Below are 15,544 nucleotides of genomic sequence, written 5' to 3' on the forward strand. Positions count from 1 at the left end.
TGGACGAGAGGGCGGGGCGGCCGACCGCAGCAGCACTTTCCTGCGTACGGCCGGCCACCGGCCCTGGCGCAGTCCGCCGGTCGCACCGCAGCCGCCGGTCATGCCGGCGGCTGGCAGTGAGTTCTCAGTTCCGAGCAGTCCTGCCGGAACGGCGGTCGTCAGGCCAAACCGAACCGCTCGGCATGCACTTGCAGGTGGGGAACCTTCAGTCCGCGCAGGGCGCTGAGCACGGCCGAGGTCATCGCGGGCGGGCCGCATACGTACACGTCGCGTTCGGTTATGTCGGGCACCAGGGCACGGAGACTGTCCGGCTCGAACGCCGTGTTCCCCTCCCCCGTGCGGCCGGTGATCAGGTGCAGCTGACCGCCGCGGTCCGCGACCAGGGCTCGCACCTCATCGACCAGCACGGCGTCGTTCTCGCTGCGCACCCGGTAGAGCACGACGACGTCTCCCGTCGGCTCCTCCTCCAGCAGAGCTCGAACCGGCGTGATCCCCACTCCTCCGGCGATCAGCAGTGCGTCGGGCCGCGTGCGGTGCAACGAGGTGAAGGCCCCGTACGGCCCCTCGACGAACGCGCGGCTGCCGATCGGGATGTGCCGGAGGCCTGCGCTGGTGCTGCCGACCGCCTTGGCGGTCAGGCGCAGAGTACGGCCGTCGGGTGCCGCTGACAGCGAGAAGGGGTTCGCCAGCCACCAGTGGTTGTGGCCGGGGAATCGCCAGATGCAGAACTGGCCGGCACGGGCCGGCAGCTTGTCGAGGTGGCGGCCGGTGACGTGCACCGACACGACGTCGTCAGCCTCCGGCACCACCGCCGTGACCCGGAATCGGTGATAGGCGTTGCGCCACACAGGCATGACGATCCGACCTGTGACCAGGGCACCGAACGCGAACAGCCACAGGGCCCACCAGTAGGTTTTCGCGGGCACGGAAGAGCTGAAGGTCGTGGTCTCCAGCAACTGGTGGACGAACGCCAGCCCCAACGCCACGTACAGCAGCAGGTGCAGGCCGTGCCAGGTCTCGTACCGGAGCCGCCGCCTCGCATACTGGGCGGAAGTCGCGGCGACCACGACGACGACCGCCGCGGCCAACATCCCGAGCAGGGAGGCCGGCACTCCGGCCAGCGCGAAGAACGTCTTGGTCATCGACGCGTCATCGAGCCTCGCGTAGCCCAGCACGACCAGCACGGCGTGGGTGAGGATGGTCCACAGCAGGGTGAAGCCGACCCACCGGTGCCACACCGTCAACCGGTCCATGCCGATACGGCGGTCGAGCCACGGCAGTCGGGCCACCAGCAGCAGCTGGAACAGCATCAGCACGGCGGCGTGCAGGCCGAAGAACTTGGCGACCGTGAGCACCCCGTTCTTGCCTGTCCCGGCGGTGAGGAACAAGACCTCGACGATCACCAAGTTGACGATGACAAACGTCCACAGCGCCCACCGCGCCGCAACGATTGCAGGTATGGTGCCTTGCCGCACCTGTGTACTCGTCGCCTCCACCGCTTCCCCTCATTGTCCATGTGACGCACTTGCGCCGGGCACCCGCGAGGTCGCGAGGACCCGAGCGTCCTGACTTCATACAGCCCCGGTCGCGGCAAGAAGAGGGAACCTGACGTAAAAAGGGCTCTGCTTGGCCTCGACTGTGCTTGTTCTGCCATCGGCACGCTGGTAAATCGTGAACCCGTCAGACACCCGGACAGGTGGGTCGGCACCCCCGCGCCTCAGCATTGACGACGGTACGAGGGCCGACGCGACGGCCTCTGTCCGCGTTGCCGCCGACCGCGAGAACTCGTCCGTCGCTGCCGGCGGCCACCGTCTGCGCTCGTGCGCTGCCGTGGGTACCGGTGAACACCCGCCCGTTCAGCACCGCGGTGGCCAGGAACGTCCGCCGGTGCGGCGGACCGCCCGCGGGTCTCGCAGAGGCGCCGTCGAAGGCATCTGGCATCTGAGAACTCCTCACCCGGCGGCCGTCGCTGTCGTGCCGACGCCGGGTAGGCTGAGTGATTAAAGCCTTAACCACAAGCCTCTTCACGCTGTGCAAGCGCCCCTTGATCCACGAGAACCTCTTTTTTGGATCTGGCCGTTCCGCCTTCCCGCTTGATCGGCGCGTTCGAAGCGGTCGGCCCCGCAACCACCATCCGGCTGCGCGACGTGCGTCTGTTGCGCTGATGTGGCCGTGCAGTCGTCCTGCCCACTGGTCGGCGGGGTGAACGCCCCAGAGCACGCATGCCCGTCTGTCACCACGAGCACCCTCACATCAGCGTCGGCGAGGGGCTACGAAGTATGGCTCGGCTCGCGGCATTTCCACGCATGCCACACCCGCCGAGCCATACGCCATCACGCTCCGGCAGCCTCGATGAACTCGCCCACGGCGCTGCGCGGGTCCCCCGAGCGGACCAGTGCCTCGCCGACCAGTACCACGTCGGCTCCCCAACCGCGGTACTCCGCGACGTCCTTCGGGCCCGTCACTCCTGATTCCGCGACTCTGACCGTGCCTTCGGGGATGCCCGTCACGAGGTCGGCGAACACGGTGCGATCCACGTCCAGCGTTGTCAGGTCCCGCGCGTTGATGCCGAGAAGCTCAGCTCCCGCGGCGGCAGCGCGCCGCACTTCGTCGGCCGAGTGCGCCTCCACGAGCGGCGTGAGACCCAACTCTCCGCACAGCCCCATCAAGTCGGTGAGCTGGCCGTCGTCCAGCGACACGACCATCAGAAGCGCGAGATCGGCGCCGTGCGCGCGAGCTTCCCACAGCTGATAGGGGTCGACGATGAAATCCTTGCGCAGGACGGGCACGTCGACCCGGGCACGTACGGCGTCCAGATCGGCGAGGGAGCCACCGAAACGCCTGCTCTCGGTGAGCACGCTGATCGCAGCGGCACCGCCGGCCGCGTACTGGGCCGCGAGGGACGCAGGGTCGGGGATGTCCGCCAGCGCACCCTTGCTGGGGCTCCTTCGCTTCACCTCGGCGATGATGGACACCCCAGGCGCCCGGAACGCGGGCAGCGGGTCAAGCGCGGGTGCCGCGTCCGCTGCCCGGGAGCGCAGCTCCGCCAACGGCGTCGCACGCTTGCGCTCTTCCAAGTCTTCGCGAACCCCCGCGAGGATCCCATCGAGAACGGTCACTACCCTCTCCCTGTCGAATCGTCTGACGCTCCGGACGTCCCGCGGCTTGTGTGTGGCCGTCCGCCACCCACGTCCAAGCCGTCCTCAGAACACGGGTTGTCCGGATCGATCATGGCGAGAGTATCGGCCTCCCCCGGGGCGCGGCCATCCGTCTGGAAGCGTGAGCCAGACGGTGCTGGAGGGGGTGGGGCCGGCGGTAGTGACCCCGGCTCCTGTCGGCGGACTGCGGAGCGGGCGGGCGCCCTGGTGCTCGATCTGGAACCGAACGCCGAGCTGCGCATCGCGCTGATCAGCCGTCGCGGCCCGCTGTCCCCGGCGGCGATGGCCTTCCTGGACGGAGCGCTGACGGAACCGCAATCGGGCCGCCTTATAAGGCGCCCCTATAAGGCACATCGGGATTGTGTCTTGGACGCGCTGCCCGGCCCGCTGCTGCAATCGACCGTATGACGATCCAGAACCACCGCATCGCCCTCATCCCCGGTGACGGCATCGGGACCGAGGTCCTGCCGCCCGCCCGGCGAGTTTTGGACGCCGTCGGCAGCCGCCACGGAATCGGCTTCTCCTACACCTCCTACGACTGGTCCTGCGAGCGCTATGTGCGCGAGGGCTCGATGATGCCCGAGGACGGCCTGGACCGGCTGGGCGAGGCGGACGCGATCCTGCTGGGCGCCGTCGGCTACCCGGGCGTGCCGGACCACGTCTCGCTGTGGGGGTTGCTGATCCCCATCCGCCGCACCTTCCGCCAGTACGTCAACCTGCGGCCGATCCGGGTCTTCGAGGGCGTGGACAGCCCGCTGCGCAGCGCCGCCGCGGGTGAGGTCGATCTCGTCGTCGTGCGGGAGAACGTCGAGGGCGAGTACAGCGAGATCGGCGGACGGATGAACCAGGGCACACGCGAGGAACTGGCCGTCCAGGAAGCGGTGTTCACCCGGGCCGGGGTCACCCGGATCGCCGACTACGCGTTCTCGCTCGCCGCCCGCCGCCGGGGGAAGCTCACCTCCGCCACCAAGTCCAACGGCATCATCCACACCATGCCGTTCTGGGACGAGCTGATCGCCGAGCGGGCCGCCGCGCACCCCGGTGTCACCTGGAACCAGGAGCACATCGACGCGCTGGCCGCGAAGTTCGTCCTCGACCCCGCCCGCTTCGACGTAGTCGTCGCCTCCAACCTCTTCGGCGACATCCTCAGCGACCTCGCGGCCGCGGTCGCCGGATCCATCGGCATCGCCCCGGCGGGCAACCTCAACCCCGAGCGGGACTTCCCCTCGATGTTCGAGCCGGTGCACGGCTCCGCGCCAGACATCGCGGGCCAGGGCATCGCCAACCCGCTGGGCGCGATCTGGTCCGCGGCCATGATGCTCGACCACCTCGGCCACCCCGAGGCCGCCCGGGACATCGACAACGCCATCACCGCCGTCCTGGCCAAGTCCGATGTGCGAACCCGCGACCTGGGCGGCACGGCGACGACCGACGAGTTCACCGAGAAGCTGCTGGAACTTCGCTGACCGTCCCGGCCCTTCGGAACCGCATCCGAGTACACCGCCGTACCGGGATCTTGAGCCGGAACCTCGGGACAAAGGGCGGCTGTGAGCCATCGGCCACTCAGGGCCCAACTCCCGTCCAAACCCTCTTACTCGAACAGCCTCACGTCGAGGGCTCAGCATGCGCCTCGGCGATACGAAAGGAAAGTCCTGTGTCAGCTGCCAAGAAGCGTGTCGCGGTGGTAGGCGTCGGAACGATGGGCAGTCAGGCCGCCTGGCGGCTGGCGGCCCGCGGCGCCGAGGTCGTCGGCTACGACCGGTACGCACCCGGCCACGACCGCAGTGCCGCCGGCGGCGAGACCCGGATCTTCCGCAGCGCCCACTTCGAGGACTCCCGCTACGTCCCGCTGCTCAAGCACTCCGACGCCCTGTACGAACAGCTCCAGCAGGAGACCGGCCGCGAGCTGCGCCGCCTGACCGGGTGCCTGCTGATGGGGCCGACCGAGCAGCAGCAGATGGCGACCGTGCTTGAGTCCATCGCCGAGCACGGCCTCGACCACGAGGTGCTGGACGCCGAGTCGCTGGCCAAGCGCTTCCCGCAGTACCGCATCGAGGACGGCGACGCGGCCGTGCTCGACCGCCGCGCCGGCTTCATCCGCCCGGAGCTGACCATCCAGACCGCCGCGCGCCGCGCAGAGCAGCTGGGTGCGGTGATCCACCGCTACACCACGGTCCGCGAGATCGTCCCCGTCGCGAACGGCGGGGTGGAGGTCCGCACCGACGCCGGCAGCGAGCGCTTCGACGCGGTCGTCGTCACCGTCGGCCCCTACGTCAACGACCTGCTGCCCGGCCTGCCGTGGGAGGTGGAGATCCTCCGCGTGGTCAGCGCCTGGTTCATGCCCACCACCGACGCCTGGTTCGGCGAGGAGCGTCCCGCCTTCATCCGCACGGCACCCGTCCACTGCTACGGCCTGCCCTCCCCGGACGGCGTCTCCGTCAAGCTCGGCCTCTCCCAGGCCCTGAACAAGCCCGCCGGTGACCCGCACCAGCTGAACCGGACCGTCGCACCGGAGGAACTGCAGATCTACGCCGACCTGATCGGCCGCTACATACCGGACCTCAACCCCGACCCGACCCGGCTGTCGGTCTACATGGAGGGCTACACCAAGAGCAGCCGCCCCCTGGTCGGCCCGCTCCCCGGCGCCGAGAACGTGATCCTGCTCGCGGGCTTCTCCGGCCACGGCTTCAAGCTCTCGCCCGCCTTCGGCGACATCGCCGCCGACCTCGCGCTGGACGGCTCCTCGCCCCAGCCCATCGACTTCATCTCCACCCTCGGCCGGACGGAGGCGTGACCATGAGCGGCACCACCCTCTCCGTCGGCTCCCTGGACGCCGAGCCCGGCACCAAGGCGCGCGGCAGTGTCCGCGCCGACCTCGGCACCCTCACAGCGGACATCCCGCTGACCCTGGTCAACGGCACCCGCCCCGGCCCCCGGGTCGTCATCACCGCGGGAGTGCACGGCGGCGAGTTCACCCCCATCGACGCCGCGTACCAGGGGCGGCTCAACGTCTCCCCGGCCGGCGGACGGATCATCTACGGCATGCACGGCCTCACCGTCCGCCCCGGCACCGAACTCGCCGCCCTGGCCATCCCGTGGGACCCCGACACGGCCACGCGACCCGACACCCTCCCGGTCCCCGGCATGGGCCGCGGATCCGACGAGGCGGACCCCCGCCCCTAGACAACCCCCACCCCAGCTGACCACCACGGGAGCGTGAGAGCGCCGCCCTGCGCAACCCGGAGATCATGGAGCGGGACCGGATCCTGGACAACGTCCGCCCCTTCAGGACGACCTGGCGCAGCGCATGGCGGCACTCACGGACCTGCCGATCGTCGGCGACGTCCGTGGCACCGGGTTCTTCTACTCCTGCGGACTCGTCGGCGACCTCGACGGCGGCGGCTTGAGCGACCGCGCCCGCGCCGATCTGATTCTCGACCTGATCCCTCGCCTACTGCGTGAAGCCGGCCTGCTGGCCCGCGTCCACAACCGCTCCGCGCCGCTGGTCCAGATCGCGCCCCCGCTGATCAGCGACCGCGCCGTCCTCAACCGTATCGCCGCGATCCTCGTGGGCACCCTCGCCGAGGCGTCCGCCCGCATCTGATCCACTTATTGGGAAGGAACCACATGTACTCCATCGATTCGCTGACCGTCGCCCCGGGCGAGCGCGCCCAGGGCCTGATCCCGGTCGGCACCAGCAGCTACGGCGTGGAGCTCGGCATTCCGCTGATCGTCGTCAACGGCGCCCAGGACGGCCCGGTCCTGTGTGTGGACGCGGGCGTGCACGGCGACGAGTACGACGGCCAGGAGGCCATCCGGCGTGTCCTCGCCGAGATCGACCCGGCCACCCTGCGCGGCACCGTCGTCGGCATCCCCTGCCTGAACACCCCCGCCTTCGAGGCCGCCGCCCGCGCCAGCGGCATCGACCACCTCAACCTCAACCGCATCTTCCCGGGCGACGCGGAGGGCTCGTACTCCCAGCGCCTGGCCGCCACCTTCGTCGAGAAGGTCGTCCCGGCCGTCGACGCCGTGGTCGACCTGCACACCGGTGGCGCCTACGGCGAGATCGCCCCGCTGGTCATCCTCCAGGGCGGCTACGAGGACCTGGCCACCGACCTGGCCCTCGCCGCCGGGCACGAGCTGGTCTGGAAGGGCGGCAAGTGGGGCGGCACGGTCCGCCACCCCGTTCTCGAGGCCGGCAAGCCCGCCATCACCATCGAGTGCGGTGGCGCCACCTACCGCGAGGCCAACGTCGAGCGGCACATGAACTCCGTCCGCAACATCCTGCGCAGCCTCGGCATGACCGACGGTGAGGCGGAGCTGCGGGACACCTACACGACCGTCTCCGGCACCTTCGCCCGCTCCGCCTCCGGCGGCTTCTTCGTCGCCCGCGCCGAACCGGGGGAGACCTGCAAGGAAGGTGATCTGATCGCCACCATCACCGACCACTACGGCAACACCCTGGAAGAGGTCACCGCGCCGCAGGACGGCATCGTGCTCTGGGTGCGCCGGATCCGCACGGTCCGTCCCGGCGACGAGGTCGTCATCTTCGGTGCCGTCGAAGGGGAGATCCGGCCGTGAGCGCCGAACTTGAGCTGACCGAGCTGCTGATCGACGGCAAGCACGTCCCGGCCGCCGACGGGCGCTCCTTCACCGTCCTGGAGGCGTCCGACGGGAGGGCCATCGCCTAGGGTCTTTCGTTTGGATCAGGCCGGATCAGGGAGCGGGGTCCGGTGCCGTGCATCGCAAGGCGGAGGAGGGCGGCAGGGGCGGAGCCCTGCCGACCGACGACAACGCGGCGAGGCGCGGTGCCGGGGCCCGCGAGCCCGGCATGATCCAAACGAAAGACCCTAGGTGGCGCTGGCCGGCAAGGCGGACGTGGACCAGGGGGGCCGCCGCACGCGCGGCTTCACGGCACCCGAGTGGGCCCGGAAGGGGCCGGTTCCCTTCTACAGCGGCACCGCCTGGTTCCTGCCGTTCGGCGGCTCGAACTACAAGGCGAAGGACAAGTTGTTCTGAGTCGATACAGACGGCGGTGACACCGTGGGGACTTCCCGTGACGTGGTCGTGGGAAGTCCCCCACTGCCCTGGCGGGTCGTGCTCGCTCGCCCCCTTGCTGCACCCCACGCACACGCACGCCTGAACATGCTCCGAGAGAGGCCCGCCCTGCCATGACCGCCGTAGCTCACCGCAGCGAGCACGACCTGCTCGGTTATCGCGACGTCCCCGCCGAGGCGTACTGGGGCGTCCACACCCTGCGCGCCAGGGAGAACTTCGCCGTCACGGGGACGCCGATCGCCGCCTACCCGCATCTGATCGACGCTCTGGCCGCCGTGAAGGAGGCCGCCGCCCTGGCGAACGAGGAACTCGGCCTGCTGGAGCCGAGGAAGGCCACCGCCATTGTGGAGGCGTGCCGTGAGATCCGTGACGGCAAGCTGCACGACCAGTTCGTGGTCGACGTCATCCAGGGCGGCGCGGGCACCTCGACCAACATGAACGCCAACGAGGTGATCGCCAACCGGGCGCTGGAGCTGCTGGGGCACGCCAAGGGCGAGTACCGGTTCCTGCACCCCAACGAGGACGTCAACCTCGGCCAGTCCACCAACGACGTCTACCCGACCGCCGTCAAGATCGCGACGGTGTATGCGGTGCGCGGTCTGCTGAGGGCGATGGCGGTGCTGCAGGACGCTTTCGCGGCCAAGGCTGTGGAGTTCCGTGACGTGCTGAAGATGGGCCGCACCCAGCTGCAGGACGCGGTGCCGATGACGCTGGGTCAGGAGTTCTCGGCGTACGCGGTCATGCTGGAGGAGGATCGCAGCCGGCTGGCGGAGGCGGTGGAGCTGATCCACGAGATCAACCTGGGCGCCACCGCGATCGGCACCGGCCTCAATGCTCCTGCCGGATACGCCGAGTCGGCGCGGCGCCACTTGTCGCACATCACCGGGCTTTCGCTGGTGACCGCGGTCAACCTGGTCGAGGCCACCCAGGACTGCGGCGCGTTCGTGCAGATGTCCGGTGTGCTCAAGCGCATCGCGGTCAAGCTTTCCAAGAGCTGCAACGACCTGCGACTGCTGTCGTCGGGGCCGCGCGCGGGTCTGAACGAGATCAACCTGCCGCCGGTGCAGGCCGGTTCGTCCATCATGCCCGGCAAGGTCAACCCGGTGATCCCCGAGGTCGTCAACCAGGTCGCCTTCGAGGTGATCGGCAACGACGTCGCCATCACCATGGCCGCCGAGGCCGGACAGCTCCAGCTCAACGCCTTCGAGCCCATCATCCTGCACTCCCTCTCGGAGAGCATCACGCACCTTCAGCGCGCGTGCCTGACCCTGGCCGAGCGGTGCGTCGCGGGGATCACGGCCAACACCGAGGCGCTGCGGGCGGCGGTGGAGAACTCAATCGGCCTGGTCACCGCCCTCAACCCGTACATCGGCTACGAGGCGGCCACCGACATCGCCAAGGAGGCCCTCGCCAACGGGCGCGGAGTCGCCGAACTCGTCCTGGAGAAAAACCTCTTGCCCGCCGACGCCCTCGCCGAGCTGCTCCGTCCCGAGGTCGTCGCGGGACCCGGTCAAGCCCTGGTGTGACGTGATCAAGCGCGACCTCGACTGACGTTCCCCCTCAACTACTCGTAACAGGCCAGGAGTTCGCCATGCCCCTACCCCTCCATGCCCAGACGCGGGCCGTCCCCGAGGCCGCGGTGCTGGAAGGGCTGCCTCCGGTCCGTGAGGTGAGCGCCGCGGAGGTGGCCGCCCGCATCTCCGGTGGCCCCCGTCTCGTCGTCCTCGACGACGATCCGACCGGCACCCAGACCGTCGCCGACGTGCCCGTCCTGACTTCCTGGACGGTGGACGATCTGCGCTGGGCGCTGCGCCAGGACAGCGCCGTCTTCTTCGTCCTCACCAACACCCGCAGCCTCTCCCCTGAGGACGCCGCCGCCCGCAACCGCGAGGTGGTCCGTGCCCTGCGCGAGGCGTCGGCGGCCGAGGGCACCGGTTACGTCCTGGCCAGTCGCGGTGACTCGACGCTGCGCGGCCACTTCCCGCTGGAGACCGATGTCCTCGCCGAGGAACTCAGCGAGTCGGGCGTCGGCGCTCCGGACGGCGTGGTGCTGGTCCCCGCCTACATCGAGGCGGGCCGGCTGACCGTCGGCTCCCGCCACTGGATGCGGACGGCCGACGGGCTGCTGCCGGTCGGCCAGAGCGAGTTCGCCCGCGACGCCACCTTCGGCTACCGCAGCTCGTCGCTGCCCCAGTGGGTCGAGGAGAAGACGGGCGGACGCGTGCCCGCGGACGAGGTCCTGTGCATCACCCTCGACGACCTGCGGAGCGGCGGCCCGGTGCACACGGCGCGGCTGTTGTCCTCGCTGCGCGGCGGCCGTACGGCCGTGGTCGACGCGGTGTGCGACGACGATCTGCGGGTACTGGCCCTGGCCCTCGCTCAGGCGGAGGAGAACGGCACGCGGCTGCTGTATCGGGTCGGGCCGTCCTTCGTCAGGGCCCGCGCCGGACAGGCGGCGCGGGCACCACTCACCCCGGCCGAACTGCGCCCCCTGCGCGGGGACGCACCGCACGGTCTCATCGTCGTGGGGTCTCATGTCGCGCTGACGACACGGCAGTTGGACCGGCTGCGGGAGCGGGGCGGGATCGCCGAGTACGAACTCGACGTGGCCCTCCTGCTCGACGAGGAGCGGTGTGACGCCCACATCACCGAGGTCGCGGCCGCGGCCGTCGGCGCGCTGGACTCGGCCGACGCCGTGATCCGCACCTCTCGCGTGCTGGTGACGGGTGCCGACGCGGACGACAGTCTTGCGATCTCCCGCCGGGTCTCCGCCGCGCTCGTGGAGGCCGTGCGCCAGGTCAACTCCGCCCGGCGGCCCGCTTTCGTCGTCGCAAAGGGCGGTATCACCTCCAGCGACACCGCCACCCACGGCCTTCAGATCCGCCGTGTCTGGGCCCGGGGCACGCTGCTGCCCGGCATCGTCTCGCTCTGGGAGCCCGCGGACGGCCCCGCCGCCGGCATCCCCTACATCGTCTTCGCCGGGAACGTCGGCGGCGCCGACGCGCTCGCCGACGCCCTCGACCTGCTCAGGAGTGCCTGATGCTGCTGCACGGAACCGATGCGCTGAAGGAGGCCGCGGCCGCCGGTCACGCCCTGCCCGGGTTCGTCGCCTACAACCTGGAGACGGTCCAGGGCATCACGGCCGCCGCCGAGGCCGCCGGACGGCCGCTCGTCATCCAGGCGGGCTCCAGCCCCTTCAAGCACGCCGGACGCGAGGCCCTGATGCGGCTGGCGCTGGACGCGGCCGGACACTCCGCCGCCCGCCTCGGGGTGCACCTCGACCACAGCCGGGACCTGAACGAGATCACCGCCTGCCTGGAGGCGGGCTACACCTCCGTCATGGTCGACGGCTCCCACCTGCCGTTCGCCGAGAACGTCGCATTGACGAAGGAGGCGGTCCGGCGGGCACGCGACCACGGCGCCTGGGTGGAGGCCGAACTCGGTGCCCTCCCGGGCGACGAGGACGTCTCCACCGACGCCGTCGCGCAGACCGCGGCGATGACCGAGCCGCAGCAAGCGGCCGAATTCGTGGCCGCGACCGGCGTGGACGCACTCGCCGTCGCCGTCGGCAACGTCCACGGCTTCACCAAGCACCCGGTCCGCCTGGACCTGGAGCGGCTGGCCGCGATCCACGAGGCCGTACCGGTCCCGCTCGTCCTGCACGGCGCCAGTGGCCTGCCCGTCGAGGAGCTGCACGGCGCTCTCGCCCGAGGCGTCGCCAAGGTCAACGTCAACGCCGAACTGCGCCGCGCCTGTCTGGAGGCCGTCCGCGCGACCCTCCCGGCCGCGCTGCCCGGCTCCGACGTCGTCTCCCTGTGGGCGGCGGGCCGCGACGCGGTCCGGGACGCCGCCCTGGAGGTCATCGGCCGCCTGAGCCCCCGCGCCGAGGGGGGAAACGCGTGACCTGGTCTCAGTCCCGCTGACCCCGAGCCGCACCACACCGACGGATACACGACCGTCGTACGCCCCCGGCCGCGCGCGTTGCGCGCGGTTCGCACCGCTCTGTCTCGCGCTCTCGTGCCCTCTCGGCACGCGGGCCTATGCCGCACACTGTTGGAGCCACCATGTCCACCACTGCCTCGATCGCCGTGTTGCACACCAGCCTGCTGTTCATCAACGTCGAGCCGGTCCTCAACGACTACCTCGCGGAACTCGCTCCGGACGCCAAGGTCCTGCACTTCGTCGACAGCGACGTGCTCGCAACCGTGGTGCGCGACGGCGAGATCTCACCTGCCAGCGCGCAGCGCATGGTGCACCTGGCCCAGGCCGCGGAGTCCGCGGGGGCCGACGTCATCTTCTCCGCCTGCTCCTCGCTCGGTCCGGCCATCGACGTGGCCCGACGCCTGGTCTCCGTCCCGATCGTCAAGATTGACGACGCGATGACCGCGTCAGCGGTCGAGACCGCGGACGCCATCGGCGTCCTGGCGACGGTCCCCACGACGCTGCCGCCGACCCGTGCCCTCGTCGAGGAGAAGGCACGGGCGGCCGGTCGCGACATCACCGTCCAGGAGCGGCTCTGCGAGGGCGCCTTCTCGGTGCTGATGTCCGGTGACCGCGACCGCCACGACGCGATGGTGCTGGACGGGGCACGGGCACTGGCCGCGGAGGTCGACGTGATCGTGCTGGCCCAAGCGTCCATGGCACGGCTGGCTCCCGCGATAGCCGAAGCCGTCGGCAAGCCCGTGCTCTCCAGCCCGCGCAGCGGAGCGGAGAACGCGGTGCGCGTGCTGCACGAGCAGACGGCTGAACCTGTCCGTGCCACAGAAAGGGCCTAGGGCCTCTCGTTTGGATCATGCCGGGCTCGCGGGGTCCGGCCTGATCCAAACGAAAGACCCTAGGCGGACCTCGTGATCAACTCGGTGGGCAACCTCGTCGGCTTCGTCAGCCGCTACGTGATCGGTCAAGGACGCCGCCGGCTCGGCGGTGATCCCGATGTACGTTCTGGCGTCGCCCTCGTCGTCGGAACCGCAGCGGTGCTCTCCACCAAGCAGCACGTCGTCAACAACTGACCCTGGCCGTCCCCGGCCGGAACACAGGAGCCAGCATGCCGAGGTTCGCAGCGAACCTGTCCATGATGTACAAGGAGCACGATTTCCTCGACCGCTTCGCCGCGGCCTCGGCTGACGGCTTCCAGGCCGTCGAGTACCTCTTCCCCTACGCCTACGACGCCGCCGAACTGCGCCGCCGGCTCGACGACCACGGCCTCAAGCAGGTGCTCTTCAACGCACCTCCCGGAGCGTGGGAGTCCGGAGAGCGCGGGATGGCGGCACGGCCCGGACGCGAGGCGGAGGTGCGTTCCGGGGTCGACCGGGCGCTGGAATATGCGGCGGCGCTGGGCTGCCCGCGGGTTCACCTGATGGCCGGGCTGGTCCGACCGGACGCGACACCGGTCGAGCGGGCCAAGCACCGCGACACCTACCTGACCAACCTGGCCTGGGCCGCGGAACGGGCCGCCGCGGTGGGCGTCGACATCCTGATCGAGCCGATCAACGGCCGCGACATGCCCGGATACTTCCTGAGCACCCAGGCCGAGGCCCACGCCGTGGTGCAGGAGGTGGGAGCCTCGAATCTCGAGGTGCAGCTCGACCTCTACCACTGCCAGATCGTCGAGGGCGACCTCACGGCGACCCTGCGCCGCGACCTGCCGACCGGCCGGGTCGGTCATCTGCAGATCGCGGGTGTGCCCGACCGCAACGAGCCCGACCGGGGTGAGCTCAACGTCCGCCACCTGCTCGACGTGGTCGACGAGCTGGGCTTCGACGGGTGGATCGGCTGCGAGTACAACCCCCGCGCCGGCACGAGCGAAGGTCTCCGCTGGCTGAACGACTACCGGAACCACCGAGGGGAAAGCGCATGAGGATCGTCATCACGGGTGGCTTCGGCTCATGGGACGACAGGTCATCGCACTGCTGAAGACGCGGACGTTCCGTGGTGCACCGATCGACCGGCTGGTGCTCGCAGACCGGTTCGTGCCGTCCGGTGCGCCCGTGGCAGGCAGAAGCCGTGGCGGCGGCAAGACGCGGTGCGGACCTGCTTATAAGCCATGCCTGTCAGCTGTCGCCGGCCGAGGTGGCGGCCGTGACGAACGCGGTGGCTGCGGGGGACAGGCTGCCGCGGCGGCTGACGAGGGCGATGTCCAAGGTGGCCTTCGGCTCGATGTCCAGGACGCGGGCGCCCAGTCGCCGGGCGACGTCCCGCCAGGAATCCGTGATCACCGCGAGCCCGACCCCGGCCAGTACCAGGGGCATGAGCGACACGCGGTGCTCGGTCTCGGCGGCGACGGTGAACTCGATGCCCTGTTCCCGCAGCGCGTCGACGTAGGCGCGCATCCCGGTACCCGGCTGCCCGACGATCAGCCGCTGTCCCGCAAGCTCCCGGCAGTCCACCGCCGTCCGATCAGCGAACGGGCCGTCGGCCGGCACCACCAGCACAAAACGCTGCCGCCCCAGCGCATGTGAGGAGACCTCCTTGTCGGAGACCGGACCGGCGGACGCCAAAAGCCCCAACTCCACGGCACCCGTGCGCACCATGTCGATCACATCACGCGAGGTGAACGCCGCTTTGATGGCCACAGAGACGCCGGGATACCGGTGGCTGAAGGCACTCACCAAGGTCGTCAGCGGCTCCACCGCCTGCGACGGCATGGCTGCCACATCCAGGCGCCCCTCACGCAGCTCATGCACCGCCGCGACACTCGCCCGCGCCGTCTCCAGACTCCGCACGGCCTCCCGGGCAGGCTCGATCAGGGCCCTTCCGGCCTCCGTCAGGACTGCCCTGCGCCCGATGCGATGGAACAGCTCGGAGCCGAGATCACGCTCCAGTGCCCGCACGGCCTGCGACAGCGACGGCTGCGACACGTACAGAGCCGAGGCCGCACGGTTGAACCCCCCACGATCAACAATCGCAAGGAAGTACTCCAGCTGCCGAATGTCCATACGCGCCCTACAACAGGACCTGGCCGTTGCCCGCCACGGCCTCCGGGCGCAGCAGTTCGGCCAGCCGCTCGGCCGGCAACAGGCCCTTCTCCAGTACGAGTTCCGCCACACCGCGGCCGGTCGCGAGGGCCTCCTTGGCGATGTCGGTGGCGGCCGTGTACCCGATGTGCGGGTTGAGGGCGGTGACCAGGCCGATGGAGTTCTCCACGCTCGCGCGCAGTGCCTCGGTGTTGGCGGTGATGCCGTCGACGCAGCGCTCGGCGAGGGTGAGGCAGGCCGCGCGCAGGTGGGTGATGGACTCCGAGAGGGAGTGCAGGATGATGGGCTCGAAGGCGTTGAGCTGGAGCTGTCCGGCCTCGGCGGCCATGGTGATGGCGACGTCGTTGCCGATCA

The 15,544-nt window shown here is 70.2% G+C and carries 17 protein-coding genes and 1 pseudogene; 13 read left to right on the plus strand and 5 right to left on the minus strand.

Going from position 1 to position 15,544, the window contains the following annotated elements:
• Nucleotides 1-158 precede the first annotated feature (158 nt).
• The 3 genes from AC067M_RS27025 to trpC all read right to left on the minus strand — a co-directional run bounded on the left by AC067M_RS27025 (nucleotide 159) and on the right by trpC (nucleotide 3,119).
• Nucleotides 159-1,460: a ferredoxin reductase family protein gene (locus AC067M_RS27025; RefSeq protein WP_478699634.1), complete on the minus strand. Its 1,302-nt coding sequence runs from the start codon at nucleotides 1,458-1,460 to the stop codon at nucleotides 159-161.
• 220 nt (nucleotides 1,461-1,680) lie between these two features.
• The gene (locus tag AC067M_RS27030; RefSeq protein ID WP_478699615.1) at nucleotides 1,681-1,941 is read right to left on the minus strand and encodes a hypothetical protein; all 261 of its coding nucleotides are present in this window, start codon (nucleotides 1,939-1,941) and stop codon (nucleotides 1,681-1,683) included.
• 392 nt (nucleotides 1,942-2,333) lie between these two features.
• Nucleotides 2,334-3,119, minus strand: a complete 786-nt coding sequence (gene trpC / locus AC067M_RS27035; RefSeq protein ID WP_478699616.1) for an indole-3-glycerol phosphate synthase TrpC — start codon at nucleotides 3,117-3,119, stop codon at nucleotides 2,334-2,336.
• Between the two features lie 246 nt (nucleotides 3,120-3,365).
• On the opposite strand from trpC, the gene AC067M_RS27040 reads away from it, so the two are divergent.
• From AC067M_RS27040 to otnI, 13 genes are all read left to right on the plus strand, one after another.
• On the plus strand, nucleotides 3,366-3,566 hold the full coding sequence (locus AC067M_RS27040; protein WP_478699617.1) for a hypothetical protein: 201 nt from the start codon (nucleotides 3,366-3,368) through the stop codon (nucleotides 3,564-3,566).
• Nucleotides 3,567-3,568: 2 nt separating this feature from the next.
• Nucleotides 3,569-4,624: a tartrate dehydrogenase gene (locus tag AC067M_RS27045; protein ID WP_478699635.1), complete on the plus strand. Its 1,056-nt coding sequence runs from the start codon at nucleotides 3,569-3,571 to the stop codon at nucleotides 4,622-4,624.
• A 188-nt stretch (nucleotides 4,625-4,812) separates the two neighbouring features.
• Nucleotides 4,813-5,952, plus strand: coding sequence for an N-methyl-L-tryptophan oxidase (gene solA / locus AC067M_RS27050; protein WP_478699618.1), 1,140 nt, complete (start codon nucleotides 4,813-4,815; stop codon nucleotides 5,950-5,952).
• Between the two features lie 2 nt (nucleotides 5,953-5,954).
• Complete coding sequence (locus tag AC067M_RS27055) at nucleotides 5,955-6,341, plus strand: hypothetical protein (RefSeq protein WP_478699619.1); 387 nt, start codon at nucleotides 5,955-5,957, stop codon at nucleotides 6,339-6,341.
• A gap of 124 nt (nucleotides 6,342-6,465) precedes the next feature.
• Nucleotides 6,466-6,762 carry a hypothetical protein gene (locus tag AC067M_RS27060; RefSeq protein WP_478699620.1) on the plus strand — a complete coding sequence of 99 codons (297 nt, stop codon included), beginning with the start codon at nucleotides 6,466-6,468 and terminating at the stop codon, nucleotides 6,760-6,762.
• A 23-nt stretch (nucleotides 6,763-6,785) separates the two neighbouring features.
• Nucleotides 6,786-7,739, plus strand: a complete 954-nt coding sequence (locus tag AC067M_RS27065; RefSeq protein ID WP_478699621.1) for a succinylglutamate desuccinylase/aspartoacylase family protein — start codon at nucleotides 6,786-6,788, stop codon at nucleotides 7,737-7,739.
• 273 nt (nucleotides 7,740-8,012) lie between these two features.
• The gene (locus AC067M_RS27070) at nucleotides 8,013-8,177 is read left to right on the plus strand and encodes a hypothetical protein (RefSeq protein WP_478699622.1); all 165 of its coding nucleotides are present in this window, start codon (nucleotides 8,013-8,015) and stop codon (nucleotides 8,175-8,177) included.
• A gap of 152 nt (nucleotides 8,178-8,329) precedes the next feature.
• Nucleotides 8,330-9,742, plus strand: a complete 1,413-nt coding sequence (gene aspA / locus AC067M_RS27075; RefSeq protein ID WP_478699623.1) for an aspartate ammonia-lyase — start codon at nucleotides 8,330-8,332, stop codon at nucleotides 9,740-9,742.
• Nucleotides 9,743-9,807: 65 nt separating this feature from the next.
• Nucleotides 9,808-11,256 carry a four-carbon acid sugar kinase family protein gene (locus AC067M_RS27080; RefSeq protein ID WP_478699624.1) on the plus strand — a complete coding sequence of 483 codons (1,449 nt, stop codon included), beginning with the start codon at nucleotides 9,808-9,810 and terminating at the stop codon, nucleotides 11,254-11,256.
• Nucleotides 11,256-12,119 carry a class II fructose-bisphosphate aldolase gene (locus AC067M_RS27085; protein ID WP_478699625.1) on the plus strand — a complete coding sequence of 288 codons (864 nt, stop codon included), beginning with the start codon at nucleotides 11,256-11,258 and terminating at the stop codon, nucleotides 12,117-12,119. Before AC067M_RS27080 ends, AC067M_RS27085 begins: the two co-directional genes overlap by 1 nt.
• 161 nt (nucleotides 12,120-12,280) lie before the next feature.
• Entirely contained in the window at nucleotides 12,281-12,991 is a 711-nt protein-coding gene (locus AC067M_RS27090) for an aspartate/glutamate racemase family protein (RefSeq protein WP_478699626.1), read from the plus strand.
• A gap of 72 nt (nucleotides 12,992-13,063) precedes the next feature.
• Nucleotides 13,064-13,225, plus strand: a complete 162-nt coding sequence (locus tag AC067M_RS27095; protein ID WP_478699627.1) for a hypothetical protein — start codon at nucleotides 13,064-13,066, stop codon at nucleotides 13,223-13,225.
• Between the two features lie 35 nt (nucleotides 13,226-13,260).
• The gene (gene otnI, locus AC067M_RS27100; protein WP_478699628.1) at nucleotides 13,261-14,073 is read left to right on the plus strand and encodes a 2-oxo-tetronate isomerase; all 813 of its coding nucleotides are present in this window, start codon (nucleotides 13,261-13,263) and stop codon (nucleotides 14,071-14,073) included.
• 193 nt (nucleotides 14,074-14,266) lie between these two features.
• On the opposite strand, the gene AC067M_RS27105 is transcribed toward otnI, so the two are convergent.
• Both AC067M_RS27105 and aspA (AC067M_RS27110) read right to left on the minus strand, forming a co-directional pair.
• On the minus strand, nucleotides 14,267-15,151 hold the full coding sequence (locus AC067M_RS27105) for a LysR family transcriptional regulator (protein WP_478699629.1): 885 nt from the start codon (nucleotides 15,149-15,151) through the stop codon (nucleotides 14,267-14,269).
• A 7-nt stretch (nucleotides 15,152-15,158) separates the two neighbouring features.
• Nucleotides 15,159-15,544 (minus strand): annotated as a pseudogene (gene aspA / locus AC067M_RS27110) (aspartate ammonia-lyase); the annotation flags it as partial.

Source organism: Streptomyces sp. NPDC043427, from assembly GCF_056436655.1.

Excerpts from the sequence above, each read along its gene's own strand:
- AC067M_RS27030 (WP_478699615.1), bottom strand. The coding sequence starts at position 1,941 with ATGCCAGATGCCTTCGACGGCGCCTCTGCGAGACCCGCGGGCGGTCCG.
- AC067M_RS27055 (WP_478699619.1), top strand. The coding sequence starts at position 5,955 with ATGAGCGGCACCACCCTCTCCGTCGGCTCCCTGGACGCCGAGCCCGGC.
- AC067M_RS27060 (WP_478699620.1), top strand. The coding sequence starts at position 6,466 with ATGGCGGCACTCACGGACCTGCCGATCGTCGGCGACGTCCGTGGCACC.
- AC067M_RS27065 (WP_478699621.1), top strand. The coding sequence starts at position 6,786 with ATGTACTCCATCGATTCGCTGACCGTCGCCCCGGGCGAGCGCGCCCAG.
- aspA (WP_478699623.1), top strand. The coding sequence starts at position 8,330 with ATGACCGCCGTAGCTCACCGCAGCGAGCACGACCTGCTCGGTTATCGC.
- AC067M_RS27080 (WP_478699624.1), top strand. The coding sequence starts at position 9,808 with ATGCCCCTACCCCTCCATGCCCAGACGCGGGCCGTCCCCGAGGCCGCG.
- AC067M_RS27085 (WP_478699625.1), top strand. The coding sequence starts at position 11,256 with ATGCTGCTGCACGGAACCGATGCGCTGAAGGAGGCCGCGGCCGCCGGT.
- AC067M_RS27090 (WP_478699626.1), top strand. The coding sequence starts at position 12,281 with ATGTCCACCACTGCCTCGATCGCCGTGTTGCACACCAGCCTGCTGTTC.
- otnI (WP_478699628.1), top strand. The coding sequence starts at position 13,261 with ATGCCGAGGTTCGCAGCGAACCTGTCCATGATGTACAAGGAGCACGAT.
- AC067M_RS27105 (WP_478699629.1), bottom strand. The coding sequence starts at position 15,151 with ATGGACATTCGGCAGCTGGAGTACTTCCTTGCGATTGTTGATCGTGGG.